The organism is Comamonas sp. Tr-654 (assembly GCF_011752915.1).
GTDB lineage: Bacteria > Pseudomonadota > Gammaproteobacteria > Burkholderiales > Burkholderiaceae_C > Comamonas.
The window spans coordinates 92,178-111,667 of record NZ_VWWQ01000009.1; the positions used below are offsets into that span (position 1 = coordinate 92,178).

Annotated in this window: 13 protein-coding genes and 5 tRNA genes; all 18 read left to right on the forward strand. The window is 59.9% G+C overall.

From position 1 onward, the window contains the following. Positions 1-205 precede the first annotated feature (205 nt). The 18 genes from F3J24_RS22895 (at position 206) to F3J24_RS22980 (ending at position 19,480) form a co-directional block, all read left to right on the forward strand. Positions 206-826: a TetR family transcriptional regulator gene (locus F3J24_RS22895; protein ID WP_003059343.1), complete on the forward strand. Its 621-nt coding sequence runs from the start codon at positions 206-208 to the stop codon at positions 824-826. Between the two features lie 74 nt (positions 827-900). After that, positions 901-976: transfer RNA gene (locus F3J24_RS22900), tRNA-Arg, on the forward strand. Between the two features lie 81 nt (positions 977-1,057). Then, positions 1,058-1,143, forward strand: a tRNA-Tyr gene (locus F3J24_RS22905). A gap of 58 nt (positions 1,144-1,201) precedes the next feature. Beyond that, positions 1,202-1,275, forward strand: a tRNA-Gly gene (locus F3J24_RS22910). 43 nt (positions 1,276-1,318) lie between these two features. Then, positions 1,319-1,393 (forward strand) — tRNA-Thr (locus F3J24_RS22915). 75 nt (positions 1,394-1,468) lie between these two features. Continuing rightward, a complete protein-coding gene (gene tuf, locus F3J24_RS22920) occupies positions 1,469-2,659 on the forward strand; it encodes an elongation factor Tu (RefSeq protein WP_167010895.1) in 1,191 nt (396 codons plus the stop codon). Between the two features lie 10 nt (positions 2,660-2,669). Continuing rightward, positions 2,670-2,745: transfer RNA gene (locus F3J24_RS22925), tRNA-Trp, on the forward strand. Positions 2,746-2,832: 87 nt separating this feature from the next. After that, positions 2,833-3,216, forward strand: coding sequence for a preprotein translocase subunit SecE (gene secE, locus F3J24_RS22930; protein ID WP_003059341.1), 384 nt, complete (start codon positions 2,833-2,835; stop codon positions 3,214-3,216). Beyond that, entirely contained in the window at positions 3,216-3,803 is a 588-nt protein-coding gene (gene nusG / locus F3J24_RS22935; protein WP_167010938.1) for a transcription termination/antitermination protein NusG, read from the forward strand. The genes secE and nusG overlap by 1 nt, the downstream gene beginning before the upstream one ends. Positions 3,804-3,928: 125 nt before the next feature. Further along, positions 3,929-4,360: a 50S ribosomal protein L11 gene (gene rplK / locus F3J24_RS22940; RefSeq protein ID WP_003059339.1), complete on the forward strand. Its 432-nt coding sequence runs from the start codon at positions 3,929-3,931 to the stop codon at positions 4,358-4,360. Beyond that, on the forward strand, positions 4,361-5,056 hold the full coding sequence (gene rplA, locus F3J24_RS22945) for a 50S ribosomal protein L1 (RefSeq protein WP_043006654.1): 696 nt from the start codon (positions 4,361-4,363) through the stop codon (positions 5,054-5,056). 226 nt (positions 5,057-5,282) lie between these two features. Further along, positions 5,283-5,807: a 50S ribosomal protein L10 gene (gene rplJ / locus F3J24_RS22950; protein ID WP_167010940.1), complete on the forward strand. Its 525-nt coding sequence runs from the start codon at positions 5,283-5,285 to the stop codon at positions 5,805-5,807. 36 nt (positions 5,808-5,843) lie between these two features. Beyond that, positions 5,844-6,221 (forward strand): 50S ribosomal protein L7/L12, encoded by a 378-nt coding sequence (gene rplL, locus F3J24_RS22955; RefSeq protein ID WP_003059332.1) that lies wholly within the window; start codon positions 5,844-5,846, stop codon positions 6,219-6,221. A gap of 274 nt (positions 6,222-6,495) precedes the next feature. Further along, positions 6,496-10,608, forward strand: coding sequence for a DNA-directed RNA polymerase subunit beta (gene rpoB / locus F3J24_RS22960; RefSeq protein ID WP_167010942.1), 4,113 nt, complete (start codon positions 6,496-6,498; stop codon positions 10,606-10,608). A 121-nt stretch (positions 10,609-10,729) separates the two neighbouring features. Next, positions 10,730-14,953 (forward strand): DNA-directed RNA polymerase subunit beta', encoded by a 4,224-nt coding sequence (gene rpoC / locus F3J24_RS22965; protein ID WP_167010944.1) that lies wholly within the window; start codon positions 10,730-10,732, stop codon positions 14,951-14,953. A gap of 207 nt (positions 14,954-15,160) precedes the next feature. After that, the gene (rsmB, locus tag F3J24_RS22970) at positions 15,161-16,546 is read left to right on the forward strand and encodes a 16S rRNA (cytosine(967)-C(5))-methyltransferase RsmB (RefSeq protein WP_167010946.1); all 1,386 of its coding nucleotides are present in this window, start codon (positions 15,161-15,163) and stop codon (positions 16,544-16,546) included. A gap of 46 nt (positions 16,547-16,592) precedes the next feature. After that, the gene (locus F3J24_RS22975) at positions 16,593-17,159 is read left to right on the forward strand and encodes a DUF4390 domain-containing protein (RefSeq protein ID WP_050872944.1); all 567 of its coding nucleotides are present in this window, start codon (positions 16,593-16,595) and stop codon (positions 17,157-17,159) included. Then, a complete protein-coding gene (locus F3J24_RS22980) occupies positions 17,159-19,480 on the forward strand; it encodes an ATP-binding protein (protein WP_167010949.1) in 2,322 nt (773 codons plus the stop codon). Before F3J24_RS22975 ends, F3J24_RS22980 begins: the two co-directional genes overlap by 1 nt. Positions 19,481-19,490: the final 10 nt, after the last annotated feature.

The following is a 19,490-nucleotide window of genomic DNA, read 5'->3' on the forward strand; positions in this document are numbered from 1 at the left end:
GGTTGACATTGTGAAAACGAAAAAGAGCGCATTCCTCAAGGGTGCGCTCGTTTGGGTGGAAACCCTAGATGGCTTCCTGCGTATCGGTGCTAAGGAAATTATACATACATGCATAAATGTATAATTGAAAACGTTGCGTAAAGCGGCTGTGAAAAGGTTTTTCTCGCGGCGAACAATCGCTGGCGGGTGAGGAAGAAGGTGAGTGATGGCTCGAAGAACCAAGGCTGAAGCGGATGAGACGCGCACCAAGCTGCTGGATGCGGCCGAGGAGGTGTTTTTCGAGAAAGGCGTGTCTCGTACATCTCTGGGCGATATTGCGCAGCGTGCGGGGGCTACACGCGGGGCTGTGTACTGGCACTTCAAGGACAAGATGGATGTCTTTGTTTCCATGCTTGGGCGCATATGCCTGCCTTTCGAAGAAATCTGTGACGACAGATACGGCGACCTGTTGCCATTAGAACGTATTCGTCACTCCATCCTGTGTGTGTTCGAGAGTCTGGATGAGGATGAGCGCCGGCGCAAAGTGTTTGAAACAGCGCTCTTCAAGATGGAGTACGTGGGCGAACTTGCCGATGTGCGCTTGCAGCATATCGAAAGTTCAGGCTTTGCTCGGGAAAAATTTGCGCGTGATCTGGCGGCTGCCGCAGAGGGGCAGTCCCTGCGGTTGTCGGTATCTCCGGAAGAGGCGGCCCTTGGTCTGCACTCTCTTTTTGTCGGACTCATACATGGCTGGGTGTTGACCGAAGGAAGTTTCTCACTGGTCAAGGTTGGCTCGATGTCGGTGGATGTCTACTTGTCCGGTTTGGGATTTCGGGTGAATTTGTGATTTTGGTGTCCAAAGCCGTGCAATAATTGCGGCTGTTGAATTGTTGTTGGCCGTGCAAGCGGCCTGACGGATTCGCGGCTGTAGCTCAGTGGATAGAGTATTGGCCTCCGAAGCCAAGGGTCGTGGGTTCGATCCCCGCCAGCCGCGCCAGCATCGATCTTCGGTAAGAAAAAAAGAAATTTCGAAATTTCTTTTTAAGCTGAAAATAGATGCTACAATTCAAGTCTCTTTGGAGGGGTGGCCGAGTGGTTAAAGGCAGCAGACTGTAAATCTGCCCGCTAACGCGTACACAGGTTCGAATCCTGTCCCCTCCACCAGCAATGGTTGAGAAGAGCGATTGCTAGAAATAGCAGTCACGTGCAGTAGTAAATCTGTGCGGGAGTAGTTCAATGGTAGAACCCTAGCCTTCCAAGCTAATGACGCGGGTTCGATTCCCGTCTCCCGCTCCAGTTTGCGAGCAAAGATTTTAGAGGTTGTTTTTGCAACTTCTTTGCCCATGTGGCTCAGTGGTAGAGCACTCCCTTGGTAAGGGAGAGGTCGCGGGTCCGATTCCCGCCATGGGCACCATTTTCTGGTGCGCTCGCTTGATAGGGTTGCGCCGAAATCCTCTTGCAGTGAATTAATTTTTTCGGAGTCGGAAAAATGGCAAAAGAAAAATTCGAGCGCACCAAGCCCCACGTGAACGTGGGCACCATCGGTCACGTTGACCACGGCAAGACCACCCTGACTGCTGCTATCGCTACCGTGCTGTCCAAGCACTTCGGCGGTGAAGCCAAGGACTACTCGCAGATCGACAACGCTCCCGAAGAAAAGGCTCGTGGCATCACGATCAACACTTCGCACGTTGAATACGAAACTGCCAACCGCCACTACGCTCACGTGGACTGCCCCGGCCACGCTGACTATGTGAAGAACATGATCACCGGTGCCGCTCAGATGGACGGCGCTATCCTGGTTTGCTCCGCTGCTGACGGCCCCATGCCCCAGACTCGCGAGCACATCCTGCTGTCGCGTCAGGTGGGCGTGCCCTACATCATCGTGTTCCTGAACAAGGCCGACATGGTGGACGACGAAGAACTGCTGGAACTGGTCGAAATGGAAGTGCGCGAGCTGCTGTCCAAGTACGACTTCCCCGGCGACGACACCCCCATCATCCGCGGCTCTGCCAAGCTGGCTCTGGAAGGCGACCAATCCGACAAGGGTGAACCCGCTATCCTGCGTCTGGCCGAAGCTCTGGACACCTACATCCCCACTCCCGAGCGTGCTGTTGACGGCGCCTTCGTGATGCCCGTGGAAGACGTGTTCTCCATCTCCGGTCGCGGTACCGTGGTGACTGGCCGTATCGAGCGCGGCATCATCAAGGTCGGCGAAGAAATCGAAATCGTCGGTATCAAGGACACCGTCAAGACCACCGTCACTGGCGTGGAAATGTTCCGCAAGCTGCTGGACCAAGGTCAAGCTGGCGACAACGTGGGTCTGCTGCTGCGCGGCACCAAGCGTGAAGACGTGGAACGCGGCCAAGTGCTGTGCAAGCCCGGCTCCATCAAGCCCCACACCAACTTCACTGCTGAAGTTTACGTGCTGTCAAAGGACGAAGGCGGTCGCCACACTCCCTTCTTCAACAACTACCGTCCCCAGTTCTACTTCCGTACCACTGACGTGACCGGCTCCATCGAACTGCCCGAAGGCAAGGAAATGGTGATGCCTGGCGACAACGTGTCGATCACCGTGAAGCTGATCGCCCCCATCGCCATGGAAGAAGGTCTGCGTTTCGCTATCCGCGAAGGTGGTCGTACTGTGGGTGCCGGTGTGGTTGCCACGATCATTGCATAATTGATTTTGTAGGGGTATAGCTCAATTGGCAGAGCGTCGGTCTCCAAAACCGAAGGTTGTAGGTTCGATTCCTACTGCCCCTGCCACCTCTTAATGGTGGAATCAACAAGAGCCCGCCTTTGGCGGGCTTTTGTGTCTTGAAATTGCACATCTTTGTGCATTTGAAACAAAATATGGCCACTACTCAGGTTGAAACAGTCAGCTCTGCAGCTGACAAAGCAAAAATAGCCGCTGTTGCGGCTTTAGTTGTTGCTTCTATTGCTGGCTTTTATCTGTTGAGCAAGCAAGGCGCACTGGTGCAGTGGGCGACGTTGATTGTCGGCCTGGCTCTGGCTGCTGGCGTGTTTCTGATCTCTGAGCCGGGTAAGCGCTTCATTGGCTTTGCCCGTGATGCTTGGCGTGAGGTGAAGAAGGTGGTCTGGCCCACGCGCAAGGAAACCATGCAGATGACTCTGTATGTCTTTGCCTTCGTGGTGGTGATGGCCTTGTTCTTGTGGTTCACCGATAAGACGCTTGAATGGGTCTTGTACGACTTGATTTTGGGCTGGAGGAAGTAATGGCTGATGCAGTCGAAACAGATGTGAATGGTGGAACGGCGGGACCTGCCAACCCCGATCTGCGCTGGTATATCGTCCATGCCTATTCGGGTATGGAGAAGGCTGTCGAGCGCAATATTGCCGAGCGTATTGCCCGTTCGGACATGCAGTCCAAGTTTGGCCGCATCCTGGTGCCTTCCGAAGAAGTTGTGGAAATGCGCAACGGCACCCGTCGCACGACAGAGCGCCGCCTGTTCCCCGGTTATGTGTTCGTCGAAATGGTGATGGATGACGATACATGGCACCTGGTGAAGCACACCAGCAAGGTGACCGGTTTCGTTGGTGGCGCCAAGAATCGTCCTGCTCCCATCTCCGAGGAAGAAGTTCGCAAGATCGTCGACCAGATGCAGGAAGGCACCGAGAAGCCTCGCCACAAGGTCGAGTTCATGGTGGGCGAAATGGTTCGTGTCAAGGAAGGTCCTTTCGCAGACTTCAACGGCTCCGTGGAAGAAGTCAACTACGAAAAGAACCGTCTGCGTGTGTCGGTCACCATCTTTGGCCGCGCAACTCCTGTGGAATTGGAATTCGCTCAAGTTGAGAAAACTTGAGATTCGCAATAGAATCTAGGGCTTCGCATTTTTTGACTCGATGCGAAGCTTTTTTGTAGAGTCAGCAACCTCGGGGAGCTGCTTGCACGCATTGCAAGTGGCGCTATACCCGTAAGGAGCTCAACATGGCGAAAAAAATCGTCGGCTTCATCAAGCTGCAAGTGCCAGCTGGTAAGGCCAATCCTTCTCCTCCCATCGGTCCTGCGCTGGGTCAGCGCGGCCTCAACATCATGGAATTCTGCAAGGCGTTCAACGCCCAGACCCAAGGTGTCGAGCCCGGCCTGCCTCTGCCCGTGGTGATCACGGCTTTTGCTGACAAGAGCTTCACGTTCGTCATCAAGACCCCTCCCGCAACCGTTCTGATCAAGAAGGCTGTGAAGCTGGACAAGGGTTCTTCCAATCCTCTGAAGAACAAGGTCGGCAAGATCACACGTGCTCAGCTGGAAGAAATCGCTAAGACCAAGCTGAAGGACATGAACGCCGCTGACGTTGACGCCGCTGTGCGTACGCTGGCTGGTTCTGCCCGTTCGATGGGCGTGATCGTGGAGGGTGTGTAAATGGCCAAGTTGACCAAGAAGCAAAAAGCTCTCCAGGGCAAGGTTGATTCCAACAAGCTGTACTCTTTCGCTGACGCCGTGGCGCTGGTGAAGGAAGCTGCAACTGCCAAGTTCGATGAATCCATCGACGTGGCCGTGCAACTGGGCGTGGATGCCAAGAAGTCGGACCAAGTGGTGCGTGGCGCCGTGGTTCTGCCTCACGGTACCGGCAAGACTGCTCGCGTGGCTGTGTTCGCACAAGGCGCCAAGGCTGAAGAAGCCAAGGCCGCCGGCGCTGACGTGGTCGGTATGGACGACCTGGCTGCTCAAGTCAAGGCCGGTGACATGCCCTTCGACGTGGTGATCGCTGCTCCCGACGCTATGCGCGTTGTGGGGCAGCTGGGCCAGATCCTGGGCCCCCGCGGCCTGATGCCTAACCCCAAGGTTGGCACCGTGACTCCTGACGTCGCTACGGCCGTGAAGAACGCCAAGGCTGGTCAAGTGCAGTTCCGCGTGGACAAGGCCGGTATCGTGCACGGCACGATCGGCCGCCGCTCGTTCGACGCCGACAAGCTGCAGGGTAACCTGGCTGCTCTGATCGATGCGCTGAACAAGGCCAAGCCTGCTTCCAGCAAGGGTCAGTACCTGCGCAAGGTGGCGGTGTCGTCGACCATGGGTGTGGGCGTTCGCGTCGATACACAATCCATCTCGGCGTAATTGCTAGAAATCGTCAGATGAGCCTGGCTCATCTGGTGTGGTGGGCTGCGGGAGTTGTTGCTCCTGCAGGTCATCCAAGACCGTTGGTGTGATTTGATCACTTAATCACGAAGGCCAACGCAGATGGCGATCCCGCTGCAGATGGAATTTTTCCTAAACAGTTGGTCGCTGCAACAAGAGCGTGTATGCAGGGCTTGCCTTGTATATGCATTTGAAGGAGTAGACCTTGAGTCTGAATCGCAGTGAGAAAGAAGCGGTCATTTCCGAAGTGACCAGCCTCGCCGCTAAAGCTCAAACGCTTGTGATCGCGGAATACCGTGGCATCACGGTCGCCGACATGACCAAACTGCGTGCCGATGCTCGCAGCAAGGGTGTGAGCCTGAGCGTGTTGAAGAACACCCTGGCCCGCCGTGCTGTTGCCGGTAGCGCGTTTGACGTGGTGGCTGACCAGATGACTGGTCCCCTGATCTATGGCTTCTCTGAAGACGCAGTGGCTGCCGCCAAGGTGGTGGCCGACTTCGCGAAGACCAACGACAAGTTGGTGATTCGCGGTGGTGCGTTCGGAGGCAAGGCCCTGGACATCGACGGCGTTAAGCAACTGGCAAACATCCCCTCCAAGGAAGTACTGCTCGCACAACTGTGCGGCTTGCTCATGTCGCCTATCTCGCGTACAGCCGTTGTGCTGGGCGCTCTGGCGGCCAAGAAGGGCGAAGGCTCTGCCGAAGCGGCAACAGAAACAGCCGCAGCCTGAGTGCTCGGCAAAACCAACCAATTTTAGGAAATCAAAATGGCATTCGATAAAGACGCATTCCTGACCGCCCTGGACAGCATGACTGTTCTGGAACTGAACGACCTGGTCAAGGCTATTGAAGAGAAGTTTGGCGTGTCCGCCGCTGCTATGGCTGCTCCCGCTGCTGGCGGCGCTGCTGGTGGCGCTGCTGCTGCTGAAGAAAAGACCGAATTCAACGTGGTGCTGACCGAAGCTGGCGCCAACAAGGTGTCCGTGATTAAGGCTGTGCGCGAAATCACCGGCCTGGGTCTGAAGGAAGCCAAGGATCTGGTCGACGGCGCTCCCAAGACCGTGAAGGAAGCCGCTCCCAAGGCTGACGCTGAAGCCGCTGTGAAGAAGCTGGTTGAAGCCGGTGCTAAGGCTGAACTGAAGTAATTCAGTGAAATCAAGGGCTGGAGACTCGTAAAAGGGTCTCCAGCCTTTGGCGCTTGTGGAACGCGCTGAAAGAACACACCAGAAAGCAGGTTTCCTAGGGAGTCTGCTTTTTAGTGTCTTCTGACAATCCGACAGCAGAAGATGCCTTGGTTCGGGCGATGTGCAACGCATCGCCGTCAGCCATGGTTGGTAGTGGCCAACCGCCAAGCCCGCAGGAGAACCCTGTGGGGCAGTCGTCGCAGACCCAGGACTCATGTCTTTGCCCGGAGATCTCATGGCCTATTCTTATACCGAACGCAAGCGAATCCGCAAAAGCTTCGGGAGCCGCGATAGCGTGCTCGAAGTGCCTTATCTGCTGCAGATGCAAAAAGATGCCTATACAGCATTCCTGCAGGCAGATGTAGCCCCCAAAAAACGTACCATTGATGGCCTGCAAGCGGCCTTCAATTCCGCCTTCCCCATCGTCTCCCACAATGGTTTTGTGGAGATGAAGTTTGTCGAGTACAACCTCGCCAAGCCCGCTTTCGACGTGCGCGAATGCCAGACCCGTGGTCTGACCTTCGCCTCCGCTGTCCGCGCCAAGGTTCAACTGATCATCTATGACCGCGAGTCCTCCACGGCTCAGTCCAAGGTGTTCAAGGAAGTGAAGGAACAAGAGGTCTACATGGGCGAAGTGCCCCTGATGACCGACAAGGGTTCGTTCATCATCAACGGTACCGAGCGCGTGATCGTGTCTCAGCTGCACCGTTCGCCTGGCGTGTTCTTCGAACACGACAAGGGCAAGACCCATAGCTCGGGCAAGCTGCTGTTCTCGGCTCGCATCATTCCTTACCGCGGCTCCTGGCTGGACTTCGAGTTCGACCCCAAGGACCTGCTGTACTTCCGCGTCGACCGTCGCCGCAAGATGCCCGTGTCGATCCTGCTGAAGGCCATCGGCATGACGCCCGAGACCATCCTGGCAACGTTCTTCGTGAACGACAACTTCCGCCTGATGGACAGCGGTGCCCAGATGGAATTCGTGGCCGATCGCCTGAAGGGCGAAGTCGCGCGTTTCGACATCACCGACAAGTCCGGCAAGGTCGTGGTCGCCAAGGACAAGCGCATCACCGCGCGCCACACCCGCGAGCTGGAGCAGTCCGGCACCAAGTTCGTCAGCGTGCCTGAAGACTTCCTGCTGGGTCGTGTGCTGGCCAAGAACATCGTTGATCCCGACACCGGTGAAATCATCGCCAAGGCCAACGAAGAACTGACCGAAGCCCTGCTCAAGAAGCTGCGCAGCGCCGGTGTGCAGGACGTTCAGTGCATCTACACCAACGAACTGGACCAAGGCGCCTACATCTCGCAGACCCTGCGCACCGATGAAACCGTGGACGAGTTCGCTGCCCGCGTTGCCATCTACCGCATGATGCGCCCTGGCGAGCCTCCTACCGAGGACGCCGTGCAGGCCCTGTTCCAGCGCCTGTTCTACAACGCCGACACCTATGATCTGTCGCGCGTGGGCCGTATGAAGTTCAACGCCAAGATCGGCCGCGAAGGCGCGACCGGTCCCATGGTGCTGTCCAACGAAGACATCCTGGCCGTGGTCAAGATCCTGGTGGACCTGCGCAATGGCCGTGGCGAAGTCGACGATATCGACCACCTGGGCAACCGCCGTGTGCGTTGCGTGGGCGAACTGGCCGAAAACCAGTACCGCACCGGTCTGGCTCGTATCGAAAAGGCTGTGAAGGAACGTCTGGGTCAGGCCGAGCAAGAGCCTCTGATGCCTCACGACCTGATCAACTCCAAGCCCATCTCTGCGGCCCTGAAGGAGTTCTTCGGTGCCTCGCAGCTGTCGCAGTTCATGGACCAGACCAACCCTCTGGCAGAAATCACGCACAAGCGTCGTGTTTCTGCCCTGGGCCCAGGCGGTCTGACCCGCGAACGTGCCGGCTTTGAAGTGCGTGACGTGCACGTGACCCACTACGGTCGCGTCTGCCCTATCGAAACGCCTGAAGGCCCGAACATCGGTCTGATCAACTCGCTGGCTCTGTACGCCCGCCTGAACGAGTACGGTTTCATCGAAACCCCGTACCGTCGCGTGGTGGACGGCAAGGTGACGATGGACATCGACTACCTGTCGGCCATCGAAGAAGGCAAGTACGTGATCGCCCAGGCCAACGCCGATCTGGATGCCGCAGGCAATCTGGTGGGCGAGCTGGTGTCGGCCCGTGAAGCCGGTGAATCGACCCTGGTGTCGGCCGAGCGCGTGCAGTACATGGACGTGTCGCCTGCGCAGATCGTGTCCGTGGCCGCTTCGCTGATTCCCTTCCTGGAACACGACGACGCGAACCGTGCCTTGATGGGCGCCAACATGTCGCGTCAGGCCGTGCCTGTGCTGCGTCCTGAAAAGCCCATGGTCGGTACCGGCATCGAGCGCGTTGCCGCCGTGGACTCCGGCACCGTGGTCACCGCCAAGCGCGGCGGTATCGTGGACTATGTCGACGCGACCCGCATCGTGATCCGTGTGAACGACGACGAAGCCGTGGCCGGTGAAGTCGGCGTGGACATCTACAACCTGATCAAGTATCAGCGTTCCAACCAGAACACCAACATCCACCAGCGCCCCATCGTCAGCCGTGGCGACAAGCTGGCCAAGGGTGATGTGCTGGCGGACGGCGCTTCGACCGACCTGGGCGAAATCGCCATCGGCCAGAACATGCTGATCGCGTTCATGCCCTGGAACGGCTACAACTACGAAGACTCGGTGATGATCAACGAGCGCATCGTGGCTGACGATCGCTACACTTCGATCCACATCGAAGAGCTGGTGGTGATGGCTCGCGACACCAAGCTGGGTGCCGAAGAAATCACACGCGACATCCCCAACCTGTCCGAGCAGCAACTGAACCGCCTGGACGAGTCCGGCATCATCTACGTGGGCGCCGAAGTGCAACCCGGCGATGTGCTGGTGGGCAAGGTCACCCCCAAGGGCGAGACCACGCTGACGCCTGAAGAGAAGCTGCTGCGCGCCATCTTCGGCGAGAAGGCTTCCGATGTGAAGGACACTTCTCTGCGTGTGGATCAGGGCTCGCAAGGCACCGTGATCGACGTGCAGGTGTTCACGCGTGAAGGCATCCAGCGCGACAAGCGCGCCCAGCAGATCATCGACGATGAACTCAAGCGCTTCCGCCTGGACCTGAACGACCAGTTGCGCATTGTGGAAGCCGACGCTTTCGACCGTATCGAGAAGCTGCTGACCGGCCGCGTGGCCAACGGTGGTCCTCAGAAACTGTCCAAGGGCGCCAAGATCGACAAGGCCTACCTGGACGGCGTGGAGAAGTTCCACTGGTTCGACATTCGTCCTGCCGAAGACGATGTGGCCGCTCAGCTGGAGTCCATCAAGAACTCCATCGAGCAGCAGCGTCACACCTTCGACCTGGCGTTCGAAGAAAAGCGCAAGAAGCTCACCCAGGGCGACGAGCTGCCTGCCGGCGTGCTGAAGATGGTCAAGGTCTACCTGGCCGTCAAGCGTCGTCTGCAGCCCGGTGACAAGATGGCCGGCCGTCACGGTAACAAGGGCGTGGTCTCGAAGATCACTCCTGTGGAAGACATGCCTTTCCTGGCTGATGGCTCCACCGCCGACATCGTGCTGAACCCGCTGGGCGTGCCTTCGCGTATGAACATCGGTCAGGTGCTGGAAGTGCACTTGGGCTGGGCCGGCAAGGGTCTGGGCCAGCGCATCGGCGACATGCTGCAAAAGGAAGCCCGTGCTGCTGAAGTGCGCGCCTTCCTGGAAGAGATCTACAACCGCAGCGGTCGCAAGGAAGAGCTGTCTCAGCTGGACGACGGCGAAGTCATGTCCATGGCCAAGGAGCTGACCACGGGCGTGCCATTCGCAACGCCGGTGTTCGACGGTGCTTCCGAAGCCGAAATCAAGGACATGCTGAAGCTGGCCTACCCTGACGACATCGCTGCCGCCAAGGGTCTGACCGAGACACGCACTCAGGCTTATCTGTATGACGGCCGCACCGGCGAGCGCTTCGAGCGTCCGACCACCGTGGGCTATATGCACTACCTGAAGTTGCACCACTTGGTCGACGACAAGATGCATGCCCGCTCCACCGGTCCTTACTCGCTGGTGACGCAACAGCCTCTGGGCGGTAAGGCCCAGTTCGGTGGTCAGCGTTTCGGTGAAATGGAAGTGTGGGCGCTGGAAGCTTACGGCGCCGCCTATGTGCTGCAGGAAATGCTGACTGTGAAGTCCGACGACGTGGTCGGTCGTACCAAGGTGTACGAGTCCATCGTCAAGGGCGAGCACTCGATCGAAGCGGGCATGCCCGAGTCGTTCAACGTGCTGGTCAAGGAAATCCGCTCTCTGGGCTTGGACATCGAGCTCGAACGTTCTTAAGCACTATTAAACAGAGAGCCGCAACCGCTTTAAAACAAAGGATTTGCGCTTGGTTCGTTGCTGAAACCAAGGCAAATCCAGCGGTGGCTGCAATGATTTTTGACGAAAAGGAAAGAGTTACATGAAATCGCTACTCGACCTGTTCAAGCAATTTACGCCTGATGAGCATTTCGATGCCATCAAGATCGGCCTGGCCTCGCCCGAGAAGATCCGTTCCTGGTCTTTCGGTGAAGTGAAGAAGCCTGAAACGATCAACTACCGTACTTTCAAGCCCGAGCGTGATGGTCTGTTCTGCGCCAAGATCTTTGGCCCGATCAAGGACTACGAATGCCTGTGCGGCAAGTACAAGCGCCTCAAGCACCGCGGTGTGATCTGCGAGAAGTGCGGCGTTGAAGTCACACAGACCAAGGTGCGTCGCGAACGCATGGGTCACATCGACCTGGCCGCGCCCTGCGCCCATATCTGGTTCCTGAAGTCCCTGCCTTCGCGCCTGGGCCTGGTGCTGGACATGACGCTGCGCGACATCGAGCGCGTGCTGTACTTCGAAGCCTATGTGGTGACCGACCCCGGCATGACTCCGCTGAAGAAGTTCAGCATCATGACCGAGGACGACTACGACGCCAAGCAACTCGAGTACGGCTACGATGAGTTCACCGCCAAGATGGGCGCTGAAGGCATCAAGGACCTGCTCGAAGGCATCGACATCGACGTCGAGATCGAGCGCCTGCGCAACGATCTGACCGGCTCCGAAGTCAAGGTCAAGAAGAACGCCAAGCGCCTGAAGCTGCTGGAAGCGTTCAAGAAGTCCGGTATCAAGCCCGAGTGGATGGTGATGGAAGTGCTGCCCGTGCTGCCTCCCGATCTGCGTCCTCTGGTGCCTCTGGACGGTGGCCGTTTCGCCACTTCCGACCTGAACGACCTGTACCGCCGCGTCATCAACCGCAACTCGCGTCTGCGTCGCCTGCTGGAGCTCAAGGCTCCTGAAATCATCGCGCGCAATGAAAAGCGCATGCTGCAAGAAGCGGTTGACTCGCTGCTGGACAACGGCCGTCGCGGCAAGGCCATGACGGGCGCCAACAAGCGTGCCCTGAAGTCTCTGGCCGACATGATCAAGGGCAAGAGCGGTCGTTTCCGTCAGAACTTGCTGGGCAAGCGCGTGGACTACTCCGGTCGTTCCGTGATTACCGTGGGTCCTTACCTCAAGCTGCACCAGTGCGGTCTGCCCAAGCTGATGGCGCTGGAACTGTTCAAGCCCTTCATCTTCGCGCAGCTCGAGCAGCGCGGCATCGCCACGACCATCAAGGCTGCCAAGAAGGAAGTGGAAGCCGGTACGCCCGTGGTGTGGGACATCCTTGAAGAAGTCATCAAGGAACACCCCATCATGCTCAACCGTGCGCCTACGCTGCACCGTCTGGGTATCCAGGCTTTCGAGCCCATCCTGATCGAAGGCAAGGCCCTGCAACTGCACCCGCTGGTCTGCGCGGCATTCAACGCCGACTTCGACGGTGACCAGATGGCTGTTCACGTGCCCCTGTCTGTGGAAGCGCAGATGGAAGCCCGTGTGCTGATGCTGGCGTCGAACAACGTGCTGTTCCCCGCTTCGGGCGAACCCTCCATCGTTCCTTCCCAGGACGTGGTGCTGGGTCTGTATCACGCCACGCGTGAAAAGATCAACGGCAAGGGCGAAGGCATGGTGTTTGCCGACCTGATGGAGCTGCAACGCGCTCTGGATGCTGGCGAGACCGAACTGCACGCCAAGATCAGCGTGCGCCTGACCGAGTGGAACAAGAACAAGGAAACCGGCGAATTCGAGCCCGTGACCTCGCTCGTGGAAACCACCGTGGGCCGTGCCCTGCTGTCTGAAATCCTGCCCAAGGGCCTGGCTTTCAGCAACATGAACAAGGCGCTGAAGAAGAAGGAAATCTCCAAGCTGATCAACGCCTCCTTCCGCAAGTGCGGTCTGAAGGCCACGGTCGTGTTTGCCGACAAGCTGCTGCAAAACGGTTTCCGTCTGTCCACGCACGCTGGTATCTCGATCTCCATCGACGACATGCTGGTGCCTCCGCAAAAGGCCGACATCCTGGCCCGCGCAGAGTCCGAAGTGAAGGAAATCGAACAGCAGTACGTCTCGGGTCTGGTGACCTCCGGCGAACGCTACAACAAGGTGGTGGACATCTGGGGCAAGGCCGGCGACGACGTGTCCAAGGTGATGATGGACCAGCTCAAGGTCCAGAAGACCACCGACCGTCACGGCAACGAAGTCGATCAGGAATCGTTCAACGCGATTTACATGATGGCCGACTCCGGCGCCCGCGGCTCCGCAGCGCAGATTCGTCAGCTGGCCGGTATGCGTGGTCTGATGGCCAAGCCTGACGGCTCCATCATTGAGACGCCTATCACCGCGAACTTCCGCGAAGGCCTCAACGTGCTGCAGTACTTCATTTCGACCCACGGTGCTCGTAAGGGTCTGGCCGATACGGCGCTGAAGACGGCTAACTCCGGTTACCTGACTCGTCGTCTGGTGGACGTGACGCAGGATCTGGTCGTGAACGAACAGGATTGCGGTACCTCCAACGGCTATCTGATGCGCGCCATCGTCGAAGGCGGTGAAGTGATCGAATCCCTGCGCGACCGCGTGCTGGGCCGTTCGACCGCCGAAGAAGTGCTGCACCCCGAAACCCGTGCCGTGCTGGTGCCTGCCGGTACCCTGCTCAACGAAGACACCCTCGAAGAGCTGGAAGCCCAGGGCGTGGACGAAATCAAGGTGCGTACGGCTCTGACCTGCGAAACCCGTTTCGGCCTGTGCGCCACCTGCTACGGTCGCGACCTGGGTCGTGGCGGCCTGATCAACCTCGGCGAAGCCGTGGGTGTGATCGCTGCCCAGTCCATCGGTGAACCCGGTACGCAGCTGACCATGCGTACCTTCCACATCGGTGGTGCCGCTTCGCGTGCCGCCATCGCCTCGAGCGTGGAAGCCAAGTCCAATGGCGTGATCGGCTTCAACAGCACGATGCGCTATGTGTCCAACACCAAGGGCGAGCTGGTGGTGATTTCGCGTTCCGGCGAGATCGTGATCAGCGAAAACGGCCGCGAGCGCGAGCGTCACAAGGTGCCTTACGGCGCCGTGCTGACCATCAAGCCCGATGAAGCCATCAAGGCCGGCAAGATCCTGGCGAACTGGGACCCGCTGACCCGACCCATCATTACCGAATACGCCGGTCAAGTGCGTTTCGAGAATGTGGAAGAAGGTCTGACGGTGGCTAAGCAGGTCGACGAAGTGACCGGTCTGTCCACTCTGGTGGTGATCGATCCCAAGCGTCGTGGCTCCGCCAAGGTGGTGCGTCCCCAGGTCAAGCTGATCGACGCCAACAACCAGGAAGTCAAGATCCCTGGTACCGACCACGCCGTGACGATCGGCTTCCAGGTCGGCGCCCTGATTCAGGTGCGCGACGGCCAGGACGTGGGCCCCGGCGAAGTGCTGGCCCGTATCCCTGTGGAAGGTCAGAAGACCCGCGACATTACCGGCGGTCTGCCCCGTGTGGCCGAACTGTTCGAAGCCCGTACGCCCAAGGACAAGGGCACTCTGGCCGAGATGACCGGTACTGTGTCCTTCGGCAAGGAAACCAAGGGCAAGATCCGCCTGCAGATCACCGATCTGGAAGGCAAGGTCTGGGAAGAACTGGTGCCCAAGGAGCGCAACATTCTGGTCCACGAAGGCCAGGTGGTGAACAAGGGCGAGTCCATCGTTGACGGTCCTGCCGATCCTCAAGACATCCTGCGTTTGCTGGGTATCGAAGAGCTGTCGCGCTACATCGTGGACGAGGTGCAGGACGTTTACCGCCTGCAGGGTGTGAAGATCAACGACAAGCACATCGAAGTGATCGTGCGTCAGATGCTGCGTCGCGTGATCATCGAGAACTCTGGCGATACCACCTACATCCAGGGTGAACAGGTCGAGCGTTCCGAGGTGCTCAACACCAACGAACAGATGCAGAAGGAAGGTAAGCTGCCTGCCACGTACTCCAACGTGCTGCTGGGTATCACCAAGGCTTCGCTGTCGACCGACTCGTTCATCTCTGCGGCTTCCTTCCAGGAAACCACCCGTGTTCTGACCGAAGCTGCCATCATGGGCAAGCGCGACGAGCTGCGTGGCCTGAAGGAAAACGTGATCGTGGGTCGTCTGATCCCCGCAGGTACCGGTCTGGCTTATCACCAGGCTCGCAAGGCCAAGGACGAAATGGACGATGCCGAGCGTCGTGCCATTGCCGAAGCCGAAGAAGCCGAGCTGGCCGGTGTGCTGGCTGATGACGTCGAAGCACCTGCTGGCGACGCCTCTGCCGACTAAGCATGGCACTGGACCGCGGCCGGCAACGGCTGCGGTTCGCTGCTGATGCACCGCGCTCCCGCTCTGCCTTGTGCAGACGGGAGCGTTTTTCATTGATCAAGACACGATTTGCGCAAGTTCGGATCAGGCATGGAGTTTTCTCGATGAACATGCCCGCTGCGCCTTCCTGTCTGCGTCAGTTTTCCAAGTTTTTCAGGTCTGCTCTTCATGACTTCCAAGCCTTCCCAACCCAAGAACGCCGCGGCTGGTGCTGCTGTGCCCAACGCTCCTGCCCTGTGGCAACAGCTGGATGCAGTGGCCAAGGCCCTGCACGGCATCCTGGGTGGCCAGTCCAGCAAGGCTGTGCTGGCACAGGTGCCGCAGCGCTTGCGTCCGGGAGTGCAGGCCTTGCTGTTCCAGGTGCTGCGCAATCTGGGGCGTGCCCAGGCGCTGCAAAGGCAACTGGTGTCGCGGGCTCCCGCGCCCAAGGTCAGCGCACTGCTGAGCACGGCGCTGGCCCTGGCCTGGGATGAGGCGCAAGCCCCTTACCCGCCCTTCACCCTGGTCAACCAGGCCGTGGAAGCCGCCAAGAACGGTGCGGCACGCGCGCAGTCCGGCTTCATCAATGCCTGCCTGCGCCGCTTTCTGCGCGAGCGCGATGCGCTGGTGAGCGCCACCGACAACGATCCGGTGGCCGTCTGGAATCACCCCGCCTGGTGGATTGCACGACTCAAGAAAGACCACCCCCAGGATTGGCAGGCCATTCTGGCGGCCAACAATGCCCAGCCGCCCATGACGCTGCGCGTGAATGCACAGAAAAGCACCGCAGCCCGGTATCAGGATGCGCTGCAGGCGATGGACCTGAAGGCGACGGCCGTCGCCGAGTGCGGACTGCAGCTGGAGCAGGCCGTACCCGTGCAGGAGCTGCCGCATTTTGAAGAGGGCTGGGCCTCGGTGCAGGACGCTGCGGCGCAGGCCGCGGCCCCGCTGCTGCTGGCCGGCTTGCCCCAGCCCCAGGGGCGCCCGCTGCGCGTGCTGGATGCCTGTGCCGCGCCCGGTGGCAAGACCGCCCATCTGCTCGAACGTGCGGCGCCCGGCAGCATCGAAGTCACGGCCCTGGAGATCGACCCCGAGCGGGCTCGCCGCATCGATGAAACCCTGTCGCGCCTGGGTTTGAAGGCCAAGGTGCTGGTGGCCGATGCGTCCGCACCAAAGGACTGGTTCGAATCGCAATGCGGCGCCCAGCCCTTCGATGCCATCTTGCTCGATGCGCCCTGCACGGCATCGGGCATTGTGCGTCGCCAGCCCGATGTGCGCTGGCTGCGCCGTGAAAGCGATGTGGCCCAGCTGGCAGACATACAGTCCAGGCTGCTGGACACCTTGTGGCCGCTGTTGCAGCCCGGCGGGCGCATGGTCTATTGCACCTGCTCGGTCTTCAAGGCCGAGGGCGATGCCCAGATGCAAGCGTTTCTTGCACGCAACACTACGGCGGCCACCTTGCCTGCTCCGGGCCATTTAATTCCCGGCAAAGCAGCCAAACACGATTCCGTGTCCGACAATCCCCTGGGTGACCACGACGGCTTTTTTTACGCTCTGCTGGAAAAATTGCGCTAACGCTGTAGCGGGGGCCTTGCGGCGTGCGGCCCGTGCAGCTGCGCTGATGCTGGCGCTATCCCTGGTTTTCGTGCTGGCCCGTGCCGATACCGTGCCGCCGGACATCAGCTCCATGCAGCTCACACGCACCGAGGAAGGCGTGTTTCTCTCGGCCAATCTGCAGTTCGAGCTGCCCGGTCAGGTGGAAGACGCCCTGCGCCAGGGCATTCCCATGTATTTCATTGCCGAAGCCCAGGTACAGCGTGAGCGCTGGTACTGGTCCGACCAGCAATTGGGCGTCGCCACCCGTTATTACCGCATCACCCACCAGCCGCTCACCAAGCGCTGGCGTCTGCATATCTCCAACTCCGCCTTCACCGGCGGCAGCGGCACCGGGCTGGCGCTGGGCCAGACCTACGAGCAGCTCGAGGATGCCATCGCAGCCATTCAGCGCATCTACCGCTGGAAGATTCTGGAGCCCGCCCAGCTCGGCTCCACTTCGGGTGTTTCGGTGCAGCTGCGCTTTCGCGTAGATCTGTCGTCCCTGCCCAGGCCTTTGCAGATCGGTGCGCTGGGGCGCTCGGGCTGGAATCTGCAGATGTCGCGCACGCAGACCCTGGAGGCGGCTCCCTGATGGCAGACATCAAGCTCCCGGACGGTGAAGCCGGCGGCAACTCTGCCGCACGCTGGTCGCGTGCCACGCGCTGGGCCGTCGGCACTGGCGTGGTGCTGATGGTGGTGGTGGGGGTGCTGCTGCTGTTCCTGCTGACCTTGGCCACCAACAACCGGCTGGCCTACGAGCGCAACTACAACTGGCTGTTTGCCGCCAATGTGGTGGTGGCCGGATTGCTGCTGCTGGTGCTGTTCTGGGGCGGGGTGCGCCTGGCGCTGAGGCTCAGGCGCGGGCGTTTCGGCAGCAAGCTGCTGCTCAAGCTGGCAGGCATCTTCACCCTGGTGGGCTTGCTGCCAGGCTTGCTGATCTATGTGGTGTCCTACCAGTTCGTCTCACGCTCCATCGAGAGCTGGTTCGACGTCAAGGTCGAAGGGGCACTGTCCGCCGGTGTGAGCCTGGCCAGCGCCACGCTGGATACGGTGGCCAATGACATGGCCAACAACACGCGCACCGCAGGCCTGCAACTGTCCCAGACCTCGGATGCCGGGGCCGCGCTGATGCTGGAGCGCATCCGCGATCAGATCGGCGCCACCGATGTGGTGCTCTGGAATGCCTCGGGCAAGGCCATCGCCAGCGCCGGCCAGTCTCTGTTCAGCCTCGCACCCGAGCGTCCCAACACCCAGCTGCTGCGCAGCCTGAAGGAGCAGGGTGGCCAGCGTGCCGTGGCCAGCATCGAAGGTCTGGATGACGCCGGCGATGTGCCTGCCGAGCAGGCCGCCGCCAACGCCAAGGTGCGCACGCTGGCGCTGGTGCCCAGCTCGGCCGTGAACCTGCTCGAAGAAGCGCGCTATCTGCAAGCCACGATTGCCTTGCCTCAGGCCCTGGTCATCAATGCCCTGGCCGTGCAGGAAGCCAATCGCGAGTACCAGGAGCGAGCGCTTGCTCGTGGTGGACTGCAGCGCATGTACATCGGCACGCTGACGCTGGCGCTGTTCTTGGCCGTGTTTGGCGCCGTGGTGCTGGCCGTGGTGCTGGGCAACCAGCTGGCCAAGCCGCTGCTGCTGCTGGCCCAGGGCATGCGTGATGTGGCGCGTGGCGACCTGCGCCCCAAGCCCGCGCTGCAGAGCAAGGACGAGATCGGCGGGCTGACGCGTTCCTTTGCCGTCATGACCCAGCAACTGGCCGATGCGCGCTCCGATGCCAACCGCAATCTGCTGCAGCTCGATGCGGCGCGCAGCAATCTGCAGACCATTCTGGACAACCTCACATCGGGCGTCATCGTGCTCGATCGTGCCGGCCGCATCGTGCTCAGCAACCCCGGCGCGACACGCATTCTGCGCGCACCCATGGCGGTATTCCAGGGCAAGCGGCTGCGCGACGTCTCGGGCCTGCAGGACTTTGCCCGTGTGGTGCAGGAGCAGTTCGAGATCTTCCTGGGCGATGCTTCGGCCCAGCAGGGACGGGACCGCTGGCAGCAGGTCTATGAGCTGGACGCCGGCAATGGCAACGGCGATGTGGTGCACAACACCACCAGCCTGGTCATGCGTGGTGCGGAGCTGCCCGACGACCAGCGCCTGCTGGTGTTCGATGATATTTCGGAGATCGTCTCGGCCCAGCGTGCACAGGCCTGGGGCGAGGTGGCGCGCCGCGTTGCGCATGAAATCAAGAATCCGCTGACGCCGATTCAGCTGTCTGCCGAGCGTCTGGCCATGAAGCTGACCGACAAGCTGCAGCCTACCGAGCAGGCGCTGCTGGCCAAGTCGGTGAAGACCATTGTCGATCAGGTGGCCGCGATGAAGCGCCTGGTCGATGAGTTCCGCGAGTACGCCCGCTTGCCGGCGGCCAATCTGCAGCCGCTGGATCTGAATGCTCTGGTCGCCGAGGTGTTGCAGCTCTATGGCGAGGAGAATGCGACGGTGCGCGTGGAGGCATCCCTGGACGAGGCCTGCCCGCCCATCCAGGGCGATAGCCAGCAATTGCGCCAGGTCATCCACAATCTTTTGCAAAATGCGCAAGATTCCACGGCGCAAAGAGCGCAGGAAACAGGGCAGACTCCGGGCTCCGTCACCATCGAAACCCGCTGGATGGACACGGCCCAGCGTGTGCGCCTGAGCATCAGCGACAGTGGCACAGGTTTTGCTCCGAATATTCTGCAAAGAGCTTTCGAGCCCTATGTGACCACCAAGTCCCGCGGCACCGGTTTGGGCCTGGCGGTGGTCAAAAAAATCGCCGACGAGCATGGCGCAAGAGTGGACCTGGGTAATCGAGAGGAAGACGGGGTAGTTCAAGGCGCGCGAGTGTCGCTATCATTTGTACCTAACGACCGTGCAGGAACGGCTTGATCCCGTTCAG